General features: G+C 62.4%; 20 protein-coding genes, 1 tRNA gene and 1 pseudogene. 14 read left to right on the top strand and 8 right to left on the bottom strand.

What is annotated here, in order from left to right:
• Nucleotides 1–11 precede the first annotated feature (11 nt).
• The 6 genes from mreC to ABT375_RS03265 all read left to right on the top strand — a co-directional run bounded on the left by mreC (nt 12) and on the right by ABT375_RS03265 (nt 5580).
• A complete protein-coding gene (gene mreC / locus ABT375_RS03290; RefSeq protein ID WP_224549444.1) occupies nt 12–926 on the top strand; it encodes a rod shape-determining protein MreC in 915 nt (304 codons plus the stop codon).
• Nucleotides 923–1450: a rod shape-determining protein MreD gene (gene mreD, locus ABT375_RS03285; protein WP_224549442.1), complete on the top strand. Its 528-nt coding sequence runs from the start codon at nt 923–925 to the stop codon at nt 1448–1450. The genes mreC and mreD overlap by 4 nt, the downstream gene beginning before the upstream one ends.
• Nucleotides 1447–3531 (top strand): penicillin-binding protein 2, encoded by a 2085-nt coding sequence (mrdA, locus tag ABT375_RS03280; protein WP_416464112.1) that lies wholly within the window; start codon nt 1447–1449, stop codon nt 3529–3531. The genes mreD and mrdA overlap by 4 nt, the downstream gene beginning before the upstream one ends.
• Nucleotides 3528–4640 (top strand): rod shape-determining protein RodA, encoded by a 1113-nt coding sequence (gene rodA, locus ABT375_RS03275; RefSeq protein ID WP_416464111.1) that lies wholly within the window; start codon nt 3528–3530, stop codon nt 4638–4640. The genes mrdA and rodA overlap by 4 nt, the downstream gene beginning before the upstream one ends.
• Before the next feature lie 106 nt (nt 4641–4746).
• Nucleotides 4747–4822, top strand: a tRNA-Lys gene (locus ABT375_RS03270).
• A gap of 374 nt (nt 4823–5196) precedes the next feature.
• Entirely contained in the window at nt 5197–5580 is a 384-nt protein-coding gene (locus tag ABT375_RS03265) for a c-type cytochrome (RefSeq protein ID WP_261934746.1), read from the top strand.
• Between the two features lie 7 nt (nt 5581–5587).
• Here the strand turns inward: ABT375_RS03265 and ABT375_RS03260 are convergent, their stop codons facing one another.
• Nucleotides 5588–6349: a competence/damage-inducible protein A gene (locus tag ABT375_RS03260; RefSeq protein ID WP_416464110.1), complete on the bottom strand. Its 762-nt coding sequence runs from the start codon at nt 6347–6349 to the stop codon at nt 5588–5590.
• Nucleotides 6350–6429: 80 nt separating this feature from the next.
• Between ABT375_RS03260 and map the strand changes: the two genes are divergently transcribed.
• The 4 genes from map (at nt 6430) to ABT375_RS03240 (ending at nt 10489) form a co-directional block, all read left to right on the top strand.
• The gene (gene map / locus ABT375_RS03255; RefSeq protein WP_224549924.1) at nt 6430–7260 is read left to right on the top strand and encodes a type I methionyl aminopeptidase; all 831 of its coding nucleotides are present in this window, start codon (nt 6430–6432) and stop codon (nt 7258–7260) included.
• Between the two features lie 243 nt (nt 7261–7503).
• Complete coding sequence (locus ABT375_RS03250) at nt 7504–7842, top strand: P-II family nitrogen regulator (protein ID WP_066601956.1); 339 nt, start codon at nt 7504–7506, stop codon at nt 7840–7842.
• A gap of 84 nt (nt 7843–7926) precedes the next feature.
• Nucleotides 7927–9339, top strand: coding sequence for a type I glutamate--ammonia ligase (gene glnA, locus ABT375_RS03245; RefSeq protein WP_224549923.1), 1413 nt, complete (start codon nt 7927–7929; stop codon nt 9337–9339).
• An 88-nt stretch (nt 9340–9427) separates the two neighbouring features.
• On the top strand, nt 9428–10489 hold the full coding sequence (locus tag ABT375_RS03240; protein ID WP_416464109.1) for an NAD(P)H-dependent flavin oxidoreductase: 1062 nt from the start codon (nt 9428–9430) through the stop codon (nt 10487–10489).
• 45 nt (nt 10490–10534) lie between these two features.
• On the opposite strand, the pseudogene ABT375_RS03235 reads toward ABT375_RS03240, so the two are convergent.
• A pseudogene (locus tag ABT375_RS03235) lies at nt 10535–11190 on the bottom strand (histidine phosphotransferase family protein).
• A 97-nt stretch (nt 11191–11287) separates the two neighbouring features.
• Entirely contained in the window at nt 11288–11689 is a 402-nt protein-coding gene (locus tag ABT375_RS03230; protein ID WP_416464108.1) for a M67 family metallopeptidase, read from the bottom strand.
• Nucleotides 11690–11706: 17 nt separating this feature from the next.
• Here ABT375_RS03230 and ABT375_RS03225 point away from each other — a divergent pair, with 17 nt between their 5' ends.
• Nucleotides 11707–12660 (top strand): RluA family pseudouridine synthase, encoded by a 954-nt coding sequence (locus tag ABT375_RS03225; protein WP_416464107.1) that lies wholly within the window; start codon nt 11707–11709, stop codon nt 12658–12660.
• A gap of 75 nt (nt 12661–12735) precedes the next feature.
• On the top strand, nt 12736–13650 hold the full coding sequence (rpoH, locus tag ABT375_RS03220) for an RNA polymerase sigma factor RpoH (RefSeq protein WP_224549917.1): 915 nt from the start codon (nt 12736–12738) through the stop codon (nt 13648–13650).
• A 95-nt stretch (nt 13651–13745) separates the two neighbouring features.
• Here rpoH and ABT375_RS03215 read toward each other — a convergent pair whose 3' ends face one another.
• Nucleotides 13746–14225, bottom strand: coding sequence for a GNAT family N-acetyltransferase (locus ABT375_RS03215; RefSeq protein ID WP_416464106.1), 480 nt, complete (start codon nt 14223–14225; stop codon nt 13746–13748).
• Complete coding sequence (locus tag ABT375_RS03210; protein WP_416464105.1) at nt 14222–14785, bottom strand: TetR/AcrR family transcriptional regulator; 564 nt, start codon at nt 14783–14785, stop codon at nt 14222–14224. Before ABT375_RS03210 ends, ABT375_RS03215 begins: the two co-directional genes overlap by 4 nt.
• An 88-nt stretch (nt 14786–14873) precedes the next feature.
• Between ABT375_RS03210 and ABT375_RS03205 the strand changes: the two genes are divergently transcribed.
• Both ABT375_RS03205 and mtgA read left to right on the top strand, forming a co-directional pair.
• The gene (locus ABT375_RS03205) at nt 14874–16166 is read left to right on the top strand and encodes an MFS transporter (RefSeq protein ID WP_224549914.1); all 1293 of its coding nucleotides are present in this window, start codon (nt 14874–14876) and stop codon (nt 16164–16166) included.
• A 33-nt stretch (nt 16167–16199) separates the two neighbouring features.
• Nucleotides 16200–16895 carry a monofunctional biosynthetic peptidoglycan transglycosylase gene (mtgA, locus tag ABT375_RS03200; RefSeq protein ID WP_224549913.1) on the top strand — a complete coding sequence of 232 codons (696 nt, stop codon included), beginning with the start codon at nt 16200–16202 and terminating at the stop codon, nt 16893–16895.
• 128 nt (nt 16896–17023) lie between these two features.
• Here mtgA and ABT375_RS03195 read toward each other — a convergent pair whose 3' ends face one another.
• The 3 genes from ABT375_RS03195 to clpP form a co-directional block, all read right to left on the bottom strand.
• Nucleotides 17024–19630 (bottom strand): TonB-dependent receptor, encoded by a 2607-nt coding sequence (locus ABT375_RS03195; RefSeq protein ID WP_416464104.1) that lies wholly within the window; start codon nt 19628–19630, stop codon nt 17024–17026.
• A gap of 368 nt (nt 19631–19998) precedes the next feature.
• Nucleotides 19999–21267 (bottom strand): ATP-dependent Clp protease ATP-binding subunit ClpX, encoded by a 1269-nt coding sequence (clpX, locus tag ABT375_RS03190; RefSeq protein ID WP_066601934.1) that lies wholly within the window; start codon nt 21265–21267, stop codon nt 19999–20001.
• A 141-nt stretch (nt 21268–21408) separates the two neighbouring features.
• Complete coding sequence (gene clpP, locus ABT375_RS03185; protein ID WP_129926099.1) at nt 21409–22044, bottom strand: ATP-dependent Clp endopeptidase proteolytic subunit ClpP; 636 nt, start codon at nt 22042–22044, stop codon at nt 21409–21411.
• Nucleotides 22045–22103 lie beyond the last annotated feature (59 nt).

The raw sequence follows: 22103 nt of genomic DNA, 5'->3' as shown, positions 1-22103 counted from the left end.
AGGACGATTAGATGGCGCGGCCACCCAGCCGACGCCCCGGTATCAACCGGAAGGCGCAATACAGCCTTTTCGCCAGCTACGTCGTGGCGGTGACCGGTGCAGCCGTAGGCCTGTTGCTGGTGGTGGTCGCGATCTTCGACCCCACCGGTTTCTCTGCGATCCGCATTGCGACGGCCGAAGCCGGTCGCCCGGTGTCCAACGCGCTGAAAGGCATGGTGAGCGGCGTCAGTTCGATTGACGAAGTGCTGGCCGCCTACTGGCGCGCCGGATCGCAGAATGTCGCGCTGCGCCGGCAGGTGGAGGCGGACCGTAACCGCATCATCGAAGCCAAGGGCGTCGCGCAGGAAAATCTGCGCCTGAAAAAGCTGCTGAAGCTGGTCGATGCCGACGCCAGCCAGGTGTTGACGGCGCGACTGATCGCGTCATCCGCCACCAGCACGCGCCGTTTTGCGCGTCTCAATGCGGGGCGCTGGCAGGGCGTCCGCCCCGGTATGCCGGTCCGAGCGCCCGAAGGGTTGATCGGCCGCATCCACATCGTCACGCCCAACAGCTCCGACGTGCTGCTCCTGACCGATACGAGCAACATCGTACCGGTGCGGCGGACGAACGATAATATCCCCGCCATCTCCACGGGCCTGGGCGACGGGACCGTCGAGATTCGGGCGCTGACGGCCGGTCGCAACCCTTTCAAGCCGGGCGACCTGCTGGTAACGTCCGGCATCGGCGGCGTCTATCAACCCAATATACCTGTCGCAGTCGTTGTCCGCGCGCAGGGCGAAATCGCCTATGGCGTGCCGCTGGCGAACCCTGGACGGGTCGACGCGGTGGTGGTCGAGCGCGCCTTTGAGGAAGCGGTCACCCGGCCCGGCCCGGCAGCCACCCCTGTGGCGGACGAAGGTGTGGCCGACAACGGCGCCACGCCATGATCGACCCGCATCTGCACCATGTGCCAAGATTGGGTCGACACCCCTCGCGGTTCCGCCTGGCGGGTACGCCAGTCATCACCGTGATGTTGGGTTCGTTCCTGACGGCGCTGCCGGTTATCGCGCAATCCCCGGTCATGCCGCCCTTCGGCCTGCTGCTGCTTCTGTCCTGGCGATTGCTGCGGCCCGACCTGTGGCGCACTTGGATCGGCCTGCCGCTGGGCCTGTTCGACGACATGATGAGCGGGCAACCGATCGGTTCGGCCATGTTCCTCTGGACCGTGGCGCTGATCGGCATCGACACGATCGAGCATCGCATGGTCTGGCGCAGCTATCGACAGGACTGGCTAATCGCGGCGCTCGCCATTATCTTCTGCATCGCCGGGGGCCTGTTCTTCGCAAGGATCACCGGTGGAGGTAATGTGCGTTTCTTGCTGGTCGCGCCACAGATGGTCTGGACGATATTGCTGTTTCCCTTCGTCGTCCGGCAGTGCGCGCGGATCGACCGCTGGCGCGTCATGGCATGAAATTCCTTACCCCCAAGCGCAAGATCATCACCGAAGCCGCCCAATCCTTCACCTTCACGCGCCGCGCGATGGTGGTGGGCGGCCTGCAAGGCGCGATCGGCGCCGTACTCATCGGGCGCATGGCCTGGATCAGCGTGGCGGAGAATGAGAAATACAGCCTTCTGTCCGAGAGCAACCGCGTCAACCTGACCCTCATCCCGCCGCGCCGGGGCTGGATTGTCGACCGCAACGGCCGGCCGCTGGCCAACAACCGCACCGATTTTCGCGTCGACCTGATCCCCCAGCGGGTTATCGATGCCGAGACGACCATTCGCCACCTGGCGCAATTGCTCAATCTGGAACCGGACGAGGTCGATCGCATCCGCGAGGATCTTGAAAAGTCCGCTGGTTTTCGCCCGGTGCAGGTCGCAGACAAGCTGACCTACGACCAATATGCCGCGATCAGCGTACGTCTGCCCGATCTGCCCGGCGTAGCGCCCAGCCAGGGTTTTTCCCGCCATTATCCCGCTGGCGCGACGGTGGGGCATTTGCTCGGCTATGTCGGCGCGGCCACGGCGGAAGATTATAAGGCGCGCAAGGATCCGTTATTGATCACGCCCGGCTTCAAGCTGGGCAAGGACGGGCTGGAAAAGGCGTTCGACCGGCATCTGACCGGCAAGGCCGGCGCCAAGCGGGTAGAGGTAACGGCCCGCGGCAAGATCGTGCGGGAATTGACGACGCGCCCGGACACACCTGGCAATTCGATCAAGCTCACGATCGACGCTGGATTGCAGGAATATGCCGGCCGCCGGCTCGCCACCCAGAGTGGTTCGGTGGTGGTGATCGACTGCCACAATGGCGATGTGCTGGCGCTGGCGTCGATGCCCAGCTTCGATCCCAACAGCTTTTCCGACGGCATCAGCCATCTGGAATATGAGATGCTGTCGAAGGACGACCATGTTCCGTTGCGCAACAAGACGCTGCAGGGCCTCTATCCACCTGGTTCGACGGTCAAGCCTATGGTCGCACTGGCACTGCTGGAGGCCGGCATCGGGCCACAGGAAACCATTAGCTGCGGCGGCGCGATCCGGGTCGGCAACACCCTCTTTCACTGCCACAAGCGGCGGGGCCACGGCCCACTCAACATGCGCGGCGCGATCGCCCAGAGCTGCGACATCTATTTCTATCAAATGGCGCAGCGCATCGGCATGGACCGGATCGCCAGCATGGCGCGCCGTGTCGGCATGGGTCAGAAATTCGACCTGCCCTTCCCCAGCCAGAGCTATGGCACGGTGCCGGACCCGGCGTGGAAGGAAAAGAAATATAATCAGAAGTGGCAGGTTTACGACACGGTCAACGCCACCATCGGCCAAGGCTACATGCTCATCAACCCGCTGCAGATGGCGGTGATGGCGGCGCGTCTGGCGACCGGCAAACAGTTGATGCCCAATTTTATCCATAACGCCAACCGGCCTCAGCCCGCGACGGTCGGCGCGACCGATGAGCATCTTGTCATCATCCGCGATGCGATGAACGCGGTGGTCAATGGCGGCGGCACCGGCGGCGCGGCACGCAGTTCGATCCCCGGCGTCATGATCGCTGGCAAGACCGGCACCGCGCAGGTCCGGCGCATCACCATGGCCGAACGCGCCGGCGGCGTGCGCGGCAACAGTTCGCTGGCATTCAAGCTGCGCGACCACGCCCTGTTTCAGGGCTTCGCGCCCTTTGATAATCCACGCTACGCGATCGCCTGCATCATCGAACATGGCGGGCATATGATCCGCAACGAGGACGCACCGATGATCGCCAGCGATACCCTGTCCTATCTGTTCGATCCGGCCAAGGCGATGGAGAAACTGGAGACGCTGGAAAAGGGTTGGGGCGGTACGCCCGCCGAGCGCCAGGCGCGCCAGATGGCCGCCTTCCGCCTCGCCAAGGCGATTGAGAAGGGGGAGGTTTCGCCCCCTTCTGATAATGCCGCGGACGATGTCGGTAATGCGGCGATGCCCTCCCCGACCGCACCGGCGCGGGCGCCGGCGCGCGATGAGAGCGAAGACGATGTTCCGCCACCGCCCGGCGCCAATGTGATCGGTGCGCCATGAGCATCGTTCCGCAGCCACTGACCGAATTTCCCTGGCGCATACTGGCGCTATTGCTTGCGATCGCCGGCTTCGGCACGATCGTGCTCTACAGCGCGGCGAGCGGGAGCGTCTTTCCCTGGGCGGCCATGCAGGCGGCGCGTTTCTGTATCTTTTCCGCGATGGCGCTGGCGCTCAGCCGCATTCCGGTGGAGATATTCGCGCGCTTCGCCTTCCCGGCCTATGGGGCGGTTCTGGCGGCCCTGTTCCTGGTGGAACTGATCGGCGGCGTCGCCGGCGGCAGCCAGCGCTGGATCAATCTCGGCTTCATGCAACTCCAGCCGTCCGAATTCATGAAGCCGATCATCGTCCTGACGGTCGCGCGCTTCTATGCCATGCTGCCAGTGGGCGAAATTCGGCGCTGGAACGCGATATGGCCGGCACTGGTCCTGATCGGCCTGCCTTGGGCGCTGGTACTCATTCAGCCCGATCTTGGTACTGCGACGATGATCGCGGCGGGCGGCGTGACGGTCATGTTCCTGGCCGGTCTGCCACTGCGCCTGTTCATCGGAACGGGACTGGCCGGGGGAGCGGCGATCCCGATCGCTTTCAGCTTCCTGCACGACTATCAGAAGAATCGCGTCCTTATATTCCTCGATCCCGAAAGCGATCCACTGGGCGCGGGCTATCATATCAGCCAGTCCAAGATCGCGATCGGATCGGGCGGCTTCTGGGGCAAGGGCTTCCTCCACGGTACGCAGAGTCACCTCGACTATCTGCCCGAAGGCCATACGGATTTCGTCTTCGCCACTATGGCCGAGGAATGGGGATTGCTGGGCGGCGCGCTGCTTATCCTTGCCTTCATGCTATTGTTCCGATGGGGCATCCGGGTCGCCATGCGGACCCAGGACAAATTTGCGCGGCTCGTTGCGGCGGGACTGACCACCACCATCTTCTTCTATGTGGCGATAAACCTGATGATGGTCATGGGCTTGGCCCCGGTGGTGGGCATCCCCCTGCCCTTCATGTCCTATGGCGGTTCTTCGATGCTGACGGTGATGCTGTGCATCGGCATCGTCATGGCCATCGATCGTGCGGGCAAGCGGCGTACAGGGACGGGAAACTGGGCCTAGATCGCCGCAGCCGAAAAATTTCCGGTCTTTGGGTGATTTATGGTTTGCAAACAGCCAAGCGACTGCTAACAGCCCGCCCACACCGGAGCGCCTGCGGCGCCGGAATGGACGCATAGCTCAGTTGGTAGAGCAGCTGACTCTTAATCAGCGGGTCCTTGGTTCGAGCCCAAGTGCGTCCACCATTTTCCCTTAGGCTGCTTCCAACACGGAGCTTCAGGCGTCGTCTGCATCGATGCAGAGCTGCAACAGACGGTTGTAGCGGCGGCGGCAGCGTTCGTGGCGTAAAGCTCAATCGCCCCCGTCCCCGAGATGGTAGCGCAGCGAATTGCTGTGCTGGAAGGTCGACGCCCCATGGGAAACGCGGCAACTGAGTGTGCGCCAAACCGTAGGGCCTATGGACTCGGACGGCGATCGGCAACGGAGGGCTGGATACACTATTAGCGACGCCAGTTGACGTCCATACGCTTAAACCCCCATTCAGACAGAAAGCCATAAAGGCGCATCAGCGGAGGAAAGGCAAAAGCCCCACCGCCTCATCTTTCAAGGGAAACGCTTCATGCCACTTGCGACCGTATCGAGACTGTTCGTCCTGACTGCCCTGTGCGCAGCCAGTTCCCCTGCACTCGCGCAGACGGGAGATGCGGCCAAGGGGAAGACGGTGTTTGCGCGATGCGCCCTATGCCACGATGTGAAGCCCGGACCGAAGAAGATGGGGCCGTCCCTTGCCGGCATATTCGGACGCACATCCGGCACCATGGCAGGCTTCACTTATTCGCCTGCGATGCAGAACGCGAAGATTCGCTGGGACGCCAAGAGCATCGACACATTCCTGACCAAGCCGAGTGGGCTGGTCCCGGGAAATCGCATGGCCTTTGCCGGCGTGCCCAACGCGGTCGATCGCGCCAACCTGATCGCCTATCTGAAGGCCGAAGCCAAGTAATCGACCGCTAAATCCCGCCCGCCGTCACGGTCCAGCCGCCGCGCTCCAGCGCGGTGCTGAGATCGGCGGTGCAGGCATCCAGCATCGCCGCATCGGTCGAGCGAATCACGAAATTGGCGCCTGTGCGGCCCTCGCGGAAAAAGGGATAGCTGCCGATCTGGCAGCCTTCATGGGCGCGTTCGGTCGAGGCGAGGAGGTCGGCAATCTCGCTTTCCGCCACCCAGCAGCCGATCGTTGCGGATAGCAGCGGGAGGCCGCCTTCCAACGTTCCCGTCAGGCTGTCGAGCATGCCGGCGGTGATATAGGGCACGCCGGCCATGATGAAAATGTTGCCATGGCGGATGCCCGGCGCGCCGGACATGCGATTTTCGATCAGGTCCGCGCCTGCTGGCACCCGTGCCATCCGCAACCGCGCCTCCGTCAATCCGCCCCGCGTCTCATAATAGCCCGAAAGGATGGCGCGCGCGCCTTCGTGGATTTCCACCTCTACGCCCAGCGCCGCCGCGATCGCGTCGACCGTGATGTCGTCATGAGTCGGCCCGATGCCGCCGGTCGTGAACAGATAGTCGTTGCGCGCGCGGAGCGTATTGACGGCCTCGACGATCGAATCCCGATCGTCGGCCACCACGCGCACTTCACGCAAACGAATGCCCTGAACGCCGAGCCAACTGGCGACCTGGCCGATATTCTTGTCCTGGGTGCGGCCAGAGAGGATTTCGTCGCCGATCACGATCAGCGCTGCGGTCCAGATGCGGGTCGGATCGGCCATGCGCCAGCCCATAGCCTGCGCCGCACGCCCTGACTAGTCGCCCTCTCGCATTATGCCGCCGTTGCGCTTATAAATGGTACATGACCGACTATATGACGATGACGGCCGATGCGCCGATTTCCCGCTCCGCCGCGATCAAGCTTTATGACGAATCCGGTTTCGCCGGCATGCGCAAGGCCGGTCGGCTCGCCGCCGAGATACTGGACGCGCTCGTGCCGCATGTGGTGCCGGGCGTGACCACCGGCGAACTGGACGATATCGTGCGCCGCATGTCGCTGGACGGCGGCGGAGTGCCGGCGACGCTGGGTTATCGCGGTTATACCCATAGCTGCTGCATCTCGCTCAACAATGTGATCTGCCATGGCATCCCGGGCGACTATCGGCTCAAGGACGGCGATATCCTGAATATCGACGTCACACCGCTGGTCGATGGCTGGCATGGCGACACCAGCCGCATGTTCATCGTCGGCGAAGCCGCCATCAAGGCGCGGCGGCTGGTCGAAGTCACCTATGAATGCCTGATGCTGGGCATCGAGCAGGCCAAGCCTGGCAATCATCTGGGCGACATCGGCCATGTGATCCAGCGCCATGCCGAGAAGCATCGCTATGGCGTGGTACGCGATTTTTGCGGCCATGGCCTGGGCCAGGTGTTTCATGACAGTCCCGAGGTCGTCCATGTCGGCCGTCCCGGCACCGGCCCCGAACTGCGCCCCGGCATGTTCTTCACGATCGAGCCGATGATCAACATCGGCAAACCCGGCGTGAAGATGATGGACGACGGATGGACCGCCGTCACGCGCGACCGCACCCTGTCGGCGCAATTCGAACATAGCATCGGCATCACTGAAACCGGCTGCGAGATATTCACCAAGAGCCCGGCTGGCCTGGATTGTCCGCCTTACGCGCTCTAACAATCGAAACACTGCCCAAAAAACGGGCAGAGAGTCACGATATTGCCCGGAATCCGGGCAATATGGACAAAGATTGCTGCATCGCCGAAAGCATGTCCTAGCAATTCGCCATTTGGCACGGTAATTGATTGTTAAGGGGAACGGCGCCTGCCTTTGGGGGGCATGACGATCGTTCCTTGAAGGAGAGTGGATGCGGGTCGCACCCGCATTCAGTGCGTGCGTCATGGGTTGGGATTACGAGTGATGAAAAAGATCGAAGCGATCATCAAGCCGTTCAAGCTGGACGAGGTGAAGGAAGCCCTGCACGAAGTGGGCGTGTCCGGCATCACCGTAACCGAAGCCAAGGGTTTCGGCCGTCAGAAGGGACATACAGAACTCTATCGCGGCGCCGAATATGTCGTCGATTTCCTGCCCAAGGTGAAACTGGAAGTCGTCGTCGACGATTCGCTGGCCGACCGGGTAGTCGAGGCCATCTGCTCCGCGGCACAGACCGGTCGAATCGGCGATGGCAAGATCTTCATTTCCGCGGTCGAGGGCGCCGTGCGCATCCGCACCGGCGAGCGGGACAGCGACGCGATCTGATTTAACGAATTTCCGCCGAGCCGGGCGGAAACGGACTTCAACTGCCCCTTCGGGGGGGTATTTTTGAGAGAAGGGCAAGTGCACATGGCCAACACGCCAAAAGACATCCTGAAGATGATCGAGGAAAAGGAGATCGAATGGGTCGATGTCCGCTTCACCGATCCCAAGGGCAAGTGGCAGCACCTGACCATGGTGTCGAGCGTGCTTGGCGAAGATGAATTGACCCAGGGCCTGATGTTCGACGGTTCGTCGATCGAAGGCTGGAAGGCGATCAATGAATCGGACATGATCCTCAAGCCCGACCTGGACGCCGTCTATGTCGATCCGTTCAGCGCCACCCCGATGCTGATCCTGTTCTGCGACGTCGTGGAACCCGACACCGGCGAACTGTACAGCCGCGATCCCCGCTCGACCGCGAAGCGCGCAGAAGCCTTCGTCAAGTCGGCCGGCTTCGGCGACACCATTTATGTCGGACCGGAAGCGGAATTCTTCATGTTCGACGATGTTCGCTTCGAAAGCGATTATTCGCAAAGCTATTTCAAGATCGATGATATCGAGCTGCCGACCAACACCGGCAAGGAATATGAAGGCGGCAATCTGGGCCACCGTCCCCGCGCCAAGGGCGGCTATTTCCCCGTCGCGCCGGTCGATCCCTGCACCGACATCCGCGCCGAAATGGTGTCGACCATGCTCGAAATGGGCCTGCCCTGCGACAAGCATCACCATGAAGTCGCCGCCGCGCAGCACGAACTGGGCCTGACCTTCGGTACGCTGGTCCAGACCGCCGACCGTATGCAGATCTACAAATATGTCGTGCAGATGGTCGCCCAGGCCTATGGCAAAACCGCGACCTTCATGCCCAAGCCGATCGCGCAGGACAATGGTTCGGGCATGCACACCCATATGTCGATCTGGGACAACGGCAAACCGCTGTTCGCAGGCGAAGGCTATGCCGGCCTGTCCGACATGTGCCTCTACTTCATCGGCGGCGTCATCAAGCACGCCAAGGCGCTGAACGCCTTCACCAACCCGACCACCAACAGCTACAAGCGTCTGGTGCCGGGCTTCGAAGCCCCCGTTCTGCTGGCCTATTCGGCGCGTAACCGGTCGGCCTCCTGCCGTATTCCCTACGGCGCGGGCGCCAAGGCGAAGCGCGTGGAATTCCGTTTCCCCGACGCGATGGCCAACCCCTATCTGTGCTACGCCGCCCTGCTGATGGCCGGCCTCGACGGCATCGAGAACAAGATTCACCCCGGCCCGGCGATGGACAAGAATCTCTATGACCTGCCGCCCGAAGAACTGAGCCAGGTGCCGACCGTCTGCGCCTCGCTTCGCGAAGCGCTGAACAGCCTGGAAGCGGATTACGAATTCCTGCTGAAGGGCGACGTGTTCACCAAGGACCAGATCGAAGCCTATATCGAACTGAAGTGGCCCGAAGTGTATCGCTGGGAAATGGCGCCGTCGCCGGTCGAATTCGACATGTACTATAGCAGCTGATCCCTTCAGCGTTGCTTTTCGGAAAAGGCCCGGTCGCGACAGGCGACCGGGCCTTTTCCTTTGCAGCCGATGGTCCCAGATAGGGGGCATGAACCCGCTCGACACGCTGGGCCTTGCCCATCCGATCATCCAGGCGCCGATGGCCGGCCTATCCACGCCGGAGATGGCCGCGGCCGTCAGCAATGCCGGAGCGCTCGGATCGATCGCGATTGGCGCCGTCGATGCCTCAGCCGCGCGCATCATGATCGATGCGGTGCGCGCGAGGACGGATCGGCCGTTCAACGTCAATCTCTTCGTCCATGCGCCCGCCAGAGTCCAACCGGAAGTCGAGCGGCGCTGGATCGATGCGCTCGCGCCGTTATTTGCCGAACATGGCGCTCAGCCGCCACGATCGCTCCACGAAATCTATCGCAGCTTTGCCGAGGACGACGCGATGCTGGAGATGCTGGTCGATGCGCGGCCGGCGGTCGTCAGCTTCCATTTCGGATTGCCCGACAGCCGAAAAATCCTCCGGCTGAAAGCGGCGGGCTGCCTGCTGCTGGCCAGCGCGACCAAGCTGGAAGAAGCGCTAGCGGCCAAGGCGGCAGGTATCGACGCCGTCGTGGCGCAGGGTTTCGAAGCAGGCGGCCATCGCGGCATGTTCGATCCGGATGGACCGGATAATTGCCTGGGAACCATGGCGCTGACCCGACTGCTGGTAGAGCGAGCAGGACTGCCCGTCATCACTGCGGGCGGCATCATGGATGGCCGAGGCGTACAGGCGGCAATCGACCTCGGGGCCGTCGCGGCGCAACTGGGCACCGCCTTCATCGCCTGTCCGGAAAGCGGCGCCGACGCCGCCTATCGCGCCGCCTTGTTCAGCCCGGCCGCGGCGCATACGGTCATGACACGCGTGATATCGGGTCGCCCAGCCCGCTGTCTTGCCAACCGTTTCACGGCCTGGGGCCAGCGCAGCGAGCGGCAACCGCCCGATTATCCGATCGCCTATGACGCGGGCAAGGCGCTCAACCAGGCCGCAAAGGCATCGGGCGAAGGCGGCTATGGTGCACAATGGGCCGGCCAGGGCGCTCCGCTCGCGCGTGCTTTGCCTGCCGCCGACCTGGTCGCGCTACTGGTCGCGGAAATGCAGGAAATGCACCACGCCAGATAGGCGGGAAGCCTGCGCTGAGACGGCGACTGCGACAGTTATACGCGATTATCGCTTGCGGTCGGGGATCGACGCACCGAACAGCAGGACCGGCTCGCCCGGCGGCGACAGGGCGATCTCACCGCCCGATTCCGCCACCATCTGGCGCACCATCCAGGCGGCAGCAGTACGGGACGCCAGCCCGTCGATCGGCAAGGTACCGGCCAGTGCAGCGCGCAAGTCGGGATCGAGCACGACCTTGGGCCCTTCGCCCCGCACCACGATTTCAGTCAGGCCCGGTCGCTTTTCAGCACCGATGTCCAGTTGTCCGCCGCGCACCAGCGCATCGCCGGCGATCAACGCCAGGTTCAGCAATATCTTGGCGGCCAGCTTGTCGAGCATTTGTTCCTCGACCAGCCAGCCGACCTTGACCCGGCCTGTCGTCGCAAACATGCCCTCGATAGCCACCCGCGCCTCATGCGGGGGCACCGCATCGCCAAAGCCGCCGGCGGAGCCGAAAGCGAGGCGGAAGAATTGAGCTTGTTCGCCGATGTCCGGGCGCTGTCACCCAGCAGGTCGAGGCAGCGCTGGCGCATTTCCGGGTCGGTTTCGTCCGCCATCAGTTCCAGCCCGTTGTTGAGCGCGCCGACGGGGCTCAACAGGTCATGACACAGGCGCGAGCAGAGCAGGCTGGCAAATTCGATGCTGTCGGTCGGGTTGGTCATGCGAGGTCTGGGTCACCGGATTGTGATGGGAATAAGCGGGCCTTCGGCTAATGCGCCGCGCCGCGCGCCGATGCAAGCCCGGCTTGCCGCCTTTCGCTCACCGACTGTCGAGATGCATTTTGGTGAAATGGACGTTAACCGCCGTCCCCGGCCCCGCCCGCCATAAAGTCGCTTCTCCCACGCCGACAATGAGCCACAAATTTCCGTCGGGCGCGGCACAGGCCGCATCGGTCGCGGACGGCGCGGCAACGCCCGACGGATGAGAATGATAGTGGCCGATGACCTTCGGCCCACCCGCCCGCGCCGCCCGATGCGCGGCGATCAACGCCGCCGGATCCAGTTCGAAATGGCGGGCAGGATCGGCCGCCACATTGGCGGTGGGCACGATCGCCGCGATCCTGTCGTCCGAACCCAGCAACAGACCGCACACCTCATGGGCGTCGGCCGCTGCCAGGGCCACGATCTGTTCCAACAGAATACTTGAAATTTCGACCCGCATTCCTACATCCCTAGCCAATGGGTCCGGGGGTTTCCATCATCGAAGCAATCATTGGCGAAGCGCAGCATGGGGTACGCCTTGATCGCGCGCTCGCGGATCTGCTCCCCGACCTGTCGCGCGAGCGGCTGAAGGCGCTGATCGGCGAAGGTCAGGTGCAATCCTCCAAGCTCGGCAAGATCAGCATATCGATGAAGGTTGCAACCGGACAGGTCTTCACTGTCACCCTGCCCCCGCCGGTCCCGCTGGATACGGTGGCGCAGGATATTCCGCTCGCCATCGTCCATGAAGACGACGACCTGATCGTCATCGACAAACCCGCAGGGCTGGTCGTCCATCCCGCCGCCGGCAATCTGGACGGCACGCTGGTTAACGCGCTGCTGCATCATTGCGAAGGGCGCTTGTCCGGCATCGGCGGGGTTGCCCGCCCCGGCATCGTCCATCGGATCGACAAGGATACGTCCGGCCTGCTGGTGGTCGCCAAATCCGACAAGGCGCATGAGGGACTGGCCCGCCAGTTCAAGGATCACAGCATCGACCGTCTCTATGCCGCAATCGTCTATGGCTCGCCCAGCCCCGCCGCCGGGACGGTCGATACCTGGATCGGCCGATCCGACGCTGATCGAAAGAAGATGGCGGTTCATCGGGAAGGGCGCGGCAAACATGCCGTCACGCATTATCGCATCATCCAACGATTGCGCGACGCGGCGGTGGTCGAATGCAAGCTGGAAACCGGTCGCACCCACCAGGTGCGCGTCCATATGCACCATATCGGCCACCCCTTGATCGGTGACCCGGTTTACGGTAGAGAAAGAAAAGGTTTCAAATCAATACTGGAAACGCTGGGTTTCAAAAGGCAGGCATTGCACGCCAAAAGCCTGGGGTTCATACATCCGGTAACAGCCGAGCGGCTTATGTTTCAAAGTGTATTGCCTGGCGATATGCAGGAACTGTTAAGCCAGCTCCACGTATAGGTTCTGACAAGTTTGCGACGGCGCAGGACGCCTCTTCTGGGTTCCGCCGCGCATGAAAGGGAAAGGTGAAGCGACATGGCTAACAAGAGCAATGTCCCCGCGGTTCCGGCGCTGGGCGGTGAAGCCAGCCTCAACCGCTATCTGTCGGAGATTCGCAAGTTTCCGCTGCTGACGCCCGAGCAGGAATATATGCTCGCCAAGCGGTATGAGGAGCATCAGGATCCCGAGGCCGCGGCCCAGCTGGTGACGTCGCATCTGCGCCTCGTGGCGAAGATCGCAATGGGTTATCGCGGTTATGGTCTGCCGGTCAGCGAGCTGATTTCCGAAGGCAATATCGGCCTGATGCAGGGCGTTAAGAAGTTCGAGGCCGAACGCGGCTTTCGGCTGGCGACCTATGCCATGTGGTGGATTCGCGCATCGATCCAGGAATTCATTCTGCGCAGCTGGTCGCTGGTCAAAATGGGCACCACCGCGTCGCAGAAGAAGCTGTTTTTCAACCTGCGCCGGATGAAGAACAATATCGAGGCGTTCGAGGATGGCGACCTGCGCCCCGAGGATGTGACGAAAATCGCAACCGACCTGGGCGTCAGCGAGCAGGATGTCGTGTCGATGAACCGTCGCATGGCGATGGGCGGCGACACGTCGTTGAACGTCCCCATGCGCGAGGATGGCGACGGGCAGTGGCAGGACTGGTTGCAGGACAATGACCCGCTTCAGGACGAGCGAGTCGCAGAGGAGCAGGAGCGCACCCAGCGGCACGAAATGCTGGTGGAGGCGATGACCGACCTCAACGACCGCGAAAAGCACATCCTGGCCGAACGCCGTCTGGCCGAAGAGCCCAAGACGCTGGAAGAACTGTCGCAGGTCTATGGCGTATCGCGCGAGCGCGTCCGTCAAATCGAGGTCCGCGCCTTCGAAAAGCTGCAAAAGGCGATGATGCGCATCGCCGGCGACAAGCTGGGCAAGATGGCGCGTTTCGCGCTCGCCTGATCTCGCGATAGAATGGAATGAAGAAGCCCCGGATCGCTCCGGGGCTTTTTCGTTGGTGGAACAGCTTACTCCCGCCGATGAGCCCAGTCTGACGTCTAGTCTGCAGTCCTCCGTTCCATGGCGAGGCTATCCCCGCCATAAGCCATCTTACCGACCACAGGCAGGAAGCCATGCTTCCGCCAGAAGGCGTCGGCGCCATTGACCGCGGTCAGTGCGATCCGCGCGAAATCTGCGCGATTCGCCTGATCGACCACCAATCGCACCGCGTCCGCCGCCGCACCGGTGCCACGCGCCTCTGGCAGCAGCGCCAGGTCGTGGAGATAATAATGGTCCGCTCCACCGGGAACAGCGAGGATGGGCATGTTGAGCCTCGGCGGCCGATCACCCCGCCATGGGTGACTGATCAGATAGCCCTGCGCCTTCCCGGCCCGCTCCAGCATCCAGCATCCGGCTGGGTAGAGTTGCAGACGTTCCCCATAAATATCGGGCCGTTCGGTATAGGCGCCATGCACCGCGTCGGAGATCGCCGCAACCGCCGGGATATCGGCCTTGCGCATCGGTCGCCAGAAGCTCATGCGGACAGCCCCAATGCCCGGCGGGTCGCCGCCAATATCTCGTCCGAGAGCGCCGGATCGCCAACGCCCCGCGCCAGCACCATGGCACCGACCATCTGTGCCATGCGGGCCAGCGCGTCCTGCCGGCTCAGATCCGGTCCGGCCTGTTCGAGGATGGCGGTCAGTTCCTCAAAGCCATTACGGAAGGCCTCCGCCAAGTCGCCACCGCGCCGCGCCGCATCTGGACCGAGGGCGATCAGGGCGCAGCCGGTGTCGGGCGCGTCGCGATTGCGGGCGTTCAGATAGTTACCCGCGATCGCTGCGGGCGCGTCGCCCTGTCCAGCCGCTTCCATCACTGCCCGCCACCGCAGGGCGCTGGCCGCCAACGACGCAGCGCAGGCTTCAGCGGCCAGCGCCTCTTTCGATTCGAACTGGTTGTAAAAGCCACCATGCGTGAGTCCGCATTCCCGCATCACCTCCCCGATGCCGACGCCCTCGACGCCCCGCGCGCGGAACAGGCGCGATGCTGCGTCGATCACCTTTTCCCGATTGCGCGCGGCCTGATCGCGGCTGACCTTCATGTCCTGCTTCCTTCAAATGGCCCCTTGACCTTATATATGATGGCTATCATTTAACGCCAGTCCGATCGTGACCCGAAGGGGGAAGTTGATGCTGTCGACCCTGTTTGCGCGCCGCCTGGCTGCGCGGAACATCCATTATGGCTGGGCGGTCGCGGGCACGACCTTCCTCACGATGTTGGTGGTGGCCGGCGCGGTCGGAGCGCCCGGCGTTCTGATCGTACCGTTGCAAAAGGAGTTCGGCTGGAGCGCGGCGGATATCAGCGGCGCGCTCGCCATCCGCTTCCTGCTGTTCGGCGGAATGGGGCCCTTCGCCGCCGCCTTCATGAACCGCTTCGGCGTGCGCCGCATGATGCTGATTTCGCTGTCCATCGTCATCGGCGGAATGTTGCTGTCGCTGGGCATGACGCAGTTGTGGCAACTGGTGCTGCTGTGGGGCGTGGTGATGGGCATCGGGACCGGCCTGACCGCGATGGTGCTGGGCGCAACGGTTGCGACGCGCTGGTTCGGGCAGCGGCGGGGCCTTGTCATGGGGCTGTTGTCGGCCAGCACGGCGACCGGGCAGCTCGCCTTTCTGCCGCTGCTTGCGGGCCTGACCGAAAGCCATGGCTGGCGCGCTGCGCTGTTGCTGGTGTGCGGCGCGATCGTCGTGGCGGCGGTCGTCGTGCTGCTGCTGATGCGCGACCGGCCCGCTGATCTGGAACTGGCGCCCTATGGAGAAACGCATGTCCAGCCTGCGCCTCCCCAGCCCGCCAGCTTCGGCGCGCTGCTGATGACGCCGCTGACCGTGCTGCGCGACGCGGCAAAGGCGCCGACCTTCTGGATACTCTTCTTTTCCTTCTATATTTGCGGGGCCAGCACCAACGGGCTGGTGCAAACCCATTTTATCGCATTGTGCGGCGATTACGGGCTGGCGGCGGTTGGCGCGGCGTCGATGCTGGCGATGATGGGATTGTTCGATTTCGGCGGGACGCTGGCGTCGGGCTGGCTGTCCGACCGGTTCGACAATCGATGGCTGCTGTTCTGCTATTATGGGCTGCGCGGGCTTTCGCTGCTCTACCTGCCCTTCAGCGACTTTTCGCTCTACAGCCTGTCGATCTTCGCAATCTTCTACGGCCTCGACTGGGTCGCGACGGTGCCGCCGACGGTGAAGCTGACGGCGCAGCGTTTCGGCGCAGAACGGGCGAACATCGTCTTCGGATGGATATTCGCCGGCCACCAATTGGGCGCCGCCAGCGCGGCGTTGGGTGGCGGGCTGGCCCGTACCGTCTGGCTCAGCTACATGCCCGCCTTCATCGGCGCGGGCATCCTCTGCCTGATCGGCGCGGGTCTGGTACTGCTCATCAATCGCGACCGGCGGCTGGAGACGCTCGCGACCGCTTGAACCGGGGAAGCGGACCGCGCTACGACAGGCGGCATGACCGCACCAACCGTATCGCATCGCCGCCGTTCCCGCTGGATCATGATCCCCATCAAGATCCTGTTCGGCTTCATCGCCCTGTCGCTGTTGATGGTGGCGATCTATCGCTTCGTGCCGCCGCCGGTGACGCTGACGATGTTGTTCGACCCCAATGGCATCACCAAGGACTGGACGTCGCTGGAAGCGATCGATCCGGATATGGCGCGGGCGGCGATCGCGGGGGAAGATGGGAAGTTCTGCAGCCATCACGGCTTCGACGTCGATGCGATCGCCAAGGCGGCGATCCATAATGCCAGCGGCGGCCGTATCCGCGGCGGATCGACCATCAGCCAGCAGACCGCCAAGAATGTCTTCCTGTGGCAGGGCGGCGGCTTCGTGCGCAAAGGGCTGGAAGCCTGGTTCACGGTGCTGATCGAGGCGATGTGGGGCAAGCGCCGGATTATGGAGGTCTATCTGAACGTCGCGGAGACGGGGATCGGCACCTATGGGGTACAGGCCGGCGCGATCCGTTATTTCCACCATGGCGCGGGCAAGCTGAGCAAGGCGGAGGCCGGCCGCATCGCCGCCGTGCTGCCGCTGCCCAAGAAGCGGGCGGCGGTGGCGCCAAGCGGCTTTACGCGGCGCTACGGCAATACGATCGCAGCGCGGATCGGCGTGGTGCAGCGGGACGGGCTGGATAGCTGCCTGCGCTGAAATTTCCCGAACTTCTTGCATGTGACATGTGAGAAGTCGGCGCTAGGCCCGGATATCCTATCTGTCTCCAACAAAAAGGGGCACGGATTTCTCCGCGCCCCCCTTTTTTTTAAACGAGTGGTTGCGGCTTAGAAGCCGACGATCAGCGAAGCGCTGATCGCGCGCGGCGAACCGAAGTTCACGAAGGCCGACGAAGAGCTGGCCAGCGTGTCCAGACCGCCGCTGAACGAGCCGACATAGAATTTGTCGAACAGGTTGCTGACGTTCAACTGGATCGCACCCTTTTCCATGCCGAGGCTGGCGAGCGAGTAGCGCAGGTCGAGGTCTACGACGGTGTAGGCACCGAACTTCGCGCCGGGCGCGATGATCTTGGTCGTGCCATCGGTCAGAGTGACCGACTGAACTTCACCATTGATGTCGTTCATGTAACGCGAGCTGGTCTTCTTTGCCTGCACGCCCAGGGTGAAGTCACCCAGATTGCCCTGGAGACGACCACCGAACAGATATTTCGGCGCGCTACGTTCACGCTTGCCAGCAGTGCGCAGATAGGCGTCGCCGCTCGCATCGATGTAGCAGAGGCCGGCCAGCGCAATGTCGCTGGTGGCGGCACAGCTGCCGGTACGGGCATCGTTCTGGATTTCAGACTTGATGTACGAACCGAACAGATAAGCCGTAACTTCCTTGATCGGGCTGTACGAAATGCTGCTGTCGATGCCGTACTTCTTCACCGGACCCAGATTGGTGTCAGTGCCGTTGCCGTCAATGTCATAAGCGGTAACGAGGCGGTTCTTGTACTTGGAGTACCAGCCGGTAACAGCTGCCTGCACCTTCGACGAGCTATAGCGAATGCTGGCGTCGAAGCTGTCCGAGGTTTCAGGCACGCGGTAGGCCGCATCGCTGTCCGCCGGGAAGTAGAAGGCGTTGTAGAGCGCGTCGGTGCTGGGCACCGAGATGTTCTTGGCATAGCTGCCTGCGATGCTGATTTCCGGCGTGATCTTGAAGGTCGCACCGACGTTCGGCAGGAACTTGTCGTACTTCAGCTTACGCGACTGCGGCAGAGCAGAGCCGGTCGCCTTACCCGTCGTCGCATTATAGCTGTAGGGCTTCGCTGCGGTGTAAGCTGCGATCTGATCATCAGGAACGCAGTCGACGAAACCGCCCGAGCTGGTGGTGAAGCAGTTCTGCGTCAATTCACGCTTGAAGAAGGGCAGACGGCCGCCGATCAGGACGCTCAACCGGTCTTCGAAGAACTGGCCGCGATATTCGCCCGCGATCTGGTTCAGTTCGGCGATCGACTTGCGGTCACGCTTTTGCAGGGCGTTGCCGGCGGTGTCGGTCAGCGGATCGTTGATCGGGAAGACGTCCAGCGGATTGCCGCCCAGGTCGAGCAGGCCGGCATAGCCGGTCTGGCGGTGACGGGCGCGATCATAGCTGTACGACAGGCGAATACGGTGGGCATCGCTAATTTCATAAGCGAGGTTGGCGATGCCGACCCAGCGACGGGTGTTGGTCTGGCTGGGCTGGAGAACTGTGTAGCGGTCGGATTCAGTGCCCGACACGATACCGTCGCCGTTGGTGTCGGTGCCAAGGTTTCCGTCGCCGTTGAAGTCGCGACCGAAATAGAAGGAACCGCCATAATTGCCGGTATAGGGTACGCCGCCGATATAGTTATAGGCTTCGTAAGCCGACGTCGTACCGCCGCCATTGGCCTTCACCCACTGATAGGCGCCATCGACGCTGAACGTCAGGCGATCGGTCAGCGTATATTTGGAGTTCAGACGGACGTTGCCGGTGTTGGACGGATTGTAGCGACGTTCGAAATCGGTGCCGCAGCTATTGGTCACGCCCGTCAGGCTAACGTTGCAAGGATAGCCGCCGGCGATGTCATAAAAACGGCCCGACTTGTCGCCGGTGATGGCGTTGGCGCGCAGCGGCGAACCACCGAAATTGTTGCGGTTCTGGTTGTAGTGACCCGACAGCGAGATGAAATCGCCATTGTCGCCGATATCCTGCCAAATCTTGGCATTATACTGCTGCTTGTACACCTTACCATAGTTGGCGAAGGCTGCATCGTTCTTCAGGCGCGAAGCCGAGAACCAGGCCTTGGTGCCATGGCCGGTCAGGTCGCCCGTGTTGACGACGCCGAACATGCGGAAATAGGGCCGATCGCCCGCACCGCTGGCGGCGATGTTACCGTAGCTGACGCTGGCAAGGACGCCATATTCGTCGCTCGGCTCCAGCGTCTTGATGTTGACGGTGCCGCCAACCGCTGCGGCGGTCGGGCTGTCGACGTCGGTCGAACCCAGGTTAACATTGACGTTTTCGATCAGTTCGCCATCGACCTGCTGGTTGGTGTAAACCGCATAGTTACCGGAGTCGTTGAGCGGGATACCATCGAAGGTCTGCGAGATGCGGTCCGAGCTAAAGCCACGGATGGTGAAGCTGCCGCCCGACGAACCCCAGGGATCGTTGTTGGTGAAGCTGACGCCCGGCACCAGGTTGATGATTTCGTTGATCGTCTGGCCGGGGCGCTGCGCCTGGATGATTTCCTGACCCAGAACGACCTTCGCCTTGGGCGAGTCGGGAATCTTGACGCCGCCGACACCCTGGTCGATGCGCGCGCCGGTGACGATGATGCTGTCTTCGAAGTCCGACGAACCCGTGGACTGCGCGAAGGCGGCGGAGGGGGCGGCGACGGCGATGATCGCGGCGCTGCCCATCAGAAATGTCTTCATGTGACCCTTGTCCCTTTTCAAGAGTGGCGCGTCGCCGCACCCCTGCAAATAGTCTGCTCTTTCAAGCCGGCGCCGCTCTTGGCGGCTGCTGACGACGGCCCTGTGATGCGTCGATTGCAATTTTGTTACAATGCACCAACAGGACTGTCACAATCCTCCCCTGCCCCTTTCGCCTGCGCTTTGGGACCCCCGCCATTTGGTCATAAATTATTGAAGTTTAGTGACAAAATTCCGATGGCACACAGTAGTTTGACGGTGGTGCAATTTTGCAACGCAGCAAGAATTTTTGTGCAGCGCACGCTGGCGTAACGAAAAAGGGCCAGCGATCGCGCGCCGGCCCTTTAAAAAGCGGGTAAAAAAGGTGTGGATCAGGCCGCGTCTTCGGCCCGCTTTTCCTTCTCGCTGAACACGCGAATCGGCTCCTTGGTGCCCGCCACGACATCCTTGTCGACCACCACTTCACCGACGCCCTCCATCGAGGGCAGGTCGAACATGGTGTCGAGCAGGATCGCTTCGAGGATCGAACGCAGGCCGCGCGCGCCGGTCTTGCGCTCGATCGCCTTCTTCGCGATCGCCACCAATGCGTCATCGGTGAAGCTCAGCTCGACATTCTCCATGTCGAACAGCTTGCCATATTGCTTGACCAGCGCGTTCTTCGGTTCGCCCAGGATTTTCACCAGCGCCGAGACGTCGAGATCCTCCAGCGTCGCGATGACGGGCAGACGACCGACAAATTCGGGGATCAGGCCGAATTTGAGCAGATCTTCCGGTTCGCTCGACTTGAGCAGTTCGCCGGTCTTGCGCTCTTCGGGCGCGGCGACATAGGCGCCGAAGCCGATCGACTTGGCTTCCAGACGGTCGCCGATGATCTTTTCCAGGCCCGCAAAGGCGCCGCCACAGATGAACAGGATGTTGGTCGTGTCGACCTGCAGGAACTCCTGCTGGGGATGCTTGCGGCCGCCCTGCGGCGGGACGGAGGCGGTGGTGCCTTCCATCAGCTTGAGCAGCGCCTGCTGCACACCTTCGCCCGACACGTCGCGGGTGATGGAGGGATTCTCCGCCTTGCGGCTGATCTTGTCGATCTCGTCGATATAGACGATGCCGCGCTGCGCCTTTTCGACGTTGTAATCCGACGCCTGGAGCAGCTTTAGGATGATGTTCTCCACATCCTCGCCGACATAGCCGGCTTCGGTCAGCGTGGTCGCGTCGGCCATGGTGAAGGGCACGTCGAACGTCTTGGCCAGCGTCTGCGCGAGCAGCGTCTTGCCGCAGCCGGTCGGACCGACGAGCAGGATGTTCGACTTGGCCAGTTCGACCTCGCCCGGCTTCGATCCGTGGTTCAGGCGCTTGTAATGATTGTGGACAGCGACCGAGAGGACGCGCTTGGCGCGCTTCTGGCCGATCACATAATCGTCGAGCACATCGCAGATTTCCTGCGGGGTCGGTACGCCGCCATCCTTCCGCCCGACGAGACCGCCCTTGGTCTCCTCGCGGATGATATCGTTGCACAGTTCCACGCATTCGTCGCAGATGAACACGGTCGGTCCCGCGATCAGCTTACGCACCTCATGCTGCGACTTGCCGCAGAAGGAGCAGTAAAGCGTGCTTTTCGAATCCGAACCGGTAAGCTTAGTCATTCGCCATTCTCTCTTCCCCCCCCGGTCTACAGTCACCAGAACCGCATTCGGTGAGGGATTTTCTGGTCCAAAGGCCATATTAGACCGGGCCGCGCGCGTTCCACAAGGGAAGAAAGTGGCGCGACCCGGTAAAGATAGTCTTTAAGCGTCGGCAGATTCCGGCGCGGCAGGGCGGCGGTCGAACACCTCGTCGACCAGACCGAAGGCCTTCGCCTCGTCCGCTTCGAGGAAAGTGTCGCGATCCATGGCCTTTTCCACCGCTTCCAGCGTCTGGCCGGTATATTTGACATAGAGGTCGTTCAGGCGACGGCGAATCCGCAGGATTTCCTTGGCCTGGATCTCGATATCCGACGCCATGCCCTGCGCGCCGCCGGACGGCTGATGCACCATGATGCGCGCATTGCCCAGCGCGATGCGCTTGCCCGGTTCGCCCGCGGCGAGCAGGAAGCTGCCCATCGAAGCGGCCTGACCGATGCAGACGGTGCCGACCTGGGGACGGATATATTTCATCGTGTCGTGGATCGCCATGCCGGCCGTCACCACGCCGCCGGGCGAGTTGATGTACATCCAGATGTCCTTTTTCGGATTTTCCGATTCGAGGAACAGGAGCTGGGCGACGATCAGCGAGGCCATATGATCCTCGACCTGGCCGGTCACGAAGATGATCCGCTCACGCAGAAGCCGCGAATAGATGTCGAAGCTGCGCTCGCCGCGGTTCGACTGTTCGATGACGATGGGGACCAGCGCGGCCATGGGATCATGCATGATGTTGGTCATTATACTCTTTCAGTCAGGTGCTTTTGCCCAGCCCCTACATCGGCACAAAAGGCGAATGG

The organism is Sphingomonas sp. VDB2 (genome assembly GCF_047946695.1).
Classification (GTDB): Bacteria; Pseudomonadota; Alphaproteobacteria; order Sphingomonadales; family Sphingomonadaceae; genus Sphingobium; species Sphingobium bisphenolicum.
The sequence above is the reverse complement of the archived record's forward strand: the minus strand, read 5'-3'. Positions and strand labels throughout refer to the sequence as shown.

Excerpts from the sequence above, each read along its gene's own strand:
- mreC (WP_224549444.1), top strand. The coding sequence starts at position 12 with ATGGCGCGGCCACCCAGCCGACGCCCCGGTATCAACCGGAAGGCGCAA.
- mreD (WP_224549442.1), top strand. The coding sequence starts at position 923 with ATGATCGACCCGCATCTGCACCATGTGCCAAGATTGGGTCGACACCCC.
- mrdA (WP_416464112.1), top strand. The coding sequence starts at position 1,447 with ATGAAATTCCTTACCCCCAAGCGCAAGATCATCACCGAAGCCGCCCAA.
- rodA (WP_416464111.1), top strand. The coding sequence starts at position 3,528 with ATGAGCATCGTTCCGCAGCCACTGACCGAATTTCCCTGGCGCATACTG.
- ABT375_RS03265 (WP_261934746.1), top strand. The coding sequence starts at position 5,197 with ATGCCACTTGCGACCGTATCGAGACTGTTCGTCCTGACTGCCCTGTGC.
- ABT375_RS03260 (WP_416464110.1), bottom strand. The coding sequence starts at position 6,349 with ATGGCCGATCCGACCCGCATCTGGACCGCAGCGCTGATCGTGATCGGC.
- map (WP_224549924.1), top strand. The coding sequence starts at position 6,430 with ATGACCGACTATATGACGATGACGGCCGATGCGCCGATTTCCCGCTCC.
- ABT375_RS03250 (WP_066601956.1), top strand. The coding sequence starts at position 7,504 with ATGAAAAAGATCGAAGCGATCATCAAGCCGTTCAAGCTGGACGAGGTG.
- glnA (WP_224549923.1), top strand. The coding sequence starts at position 7,927 with ATGGCCAACACGCCAAAAGACATCCTGAAGATGATCGAGGAAAAGGAG.
- ABT375_RS03240 (WP_416464109.1), top strand. The coding sequence starts at position 9,428 with ATGAACCCGCTCGACACGCTGGGCCTTGCCCATCCGATCATCCAGGCG.
- ABT375_RS03230 (WP_416464108.1), bottom strand. The coding sequence starts at position 11,689 with ATGCGGGTCGAAATTTCAAGTATTCTGTTGGAACAGATCGTGGCCCTG.
- ABT375_RS03225 (WP_416464107.1), top strand. The coding sequence starts at position 11,707 with ATGGGTCCGGGGGTTTCCATCATCGAAGCAATCATTGGCGAAGCGCAG.
- rpoH (WP_224549917.1), top strand. The coding sequence starts at position 12,736 with ATGGCTAACAAGAGCAATGTCCCCGCGGTTCCGGCGCTGGGCGGTGAA.
- ABT375_RS03215 (WP_416464106.1), bottom strand. The coding sequence starts at position 14,225 with ATGAGCTTCTGGCGACCGATGCGCAAGGCCGATATCCCGGCGGTTGCG.
- ABT375_RS03210 (WP_416464105.1), bottom strand. The coding sequence starts at position 14,785 with ATGAAGGTCAGCCGCGATCAGGCCGCGCGCAATCGGGAAAAGGTGATC.
- ABT375_RS03205 (WP_224549914.1), top strand. The coding sequence starts at position 14,874 with ATGCTGTCGACCCTGTTTGCGCGCCGCCTGGCTGCGCGGAACATCCAT.
- mtgA (WP_224549913.1), top strand. The coding sequence starts at position 16,200 with ATGACCGCACCAACCGTATCGCATCGCCGCCGTTCCCGCTGGATCATG.
- ABT375_RS03195 (WP_416464104.1), bottom strand. The coding sequence starts at position 19,630 with ATGAAGACATTTCTGATGGGCAGCGCCGCGATCATCGCCGTCGCCGCC.
- clpX (WP_066601934.1), bottom strand. The coding sequence starts at position 21,267 with ATGACTAAGCTTACCGGTTCGGATTCGAAAAGCACGCTTTACTGCTCC.
- clpP (WP_129926099.1), bottom strand. The coding sequence starts at position 22,044 with ATGACCAACATCATGCATGATCCCATGGCCGCGCTGGTCCCCATCGTC.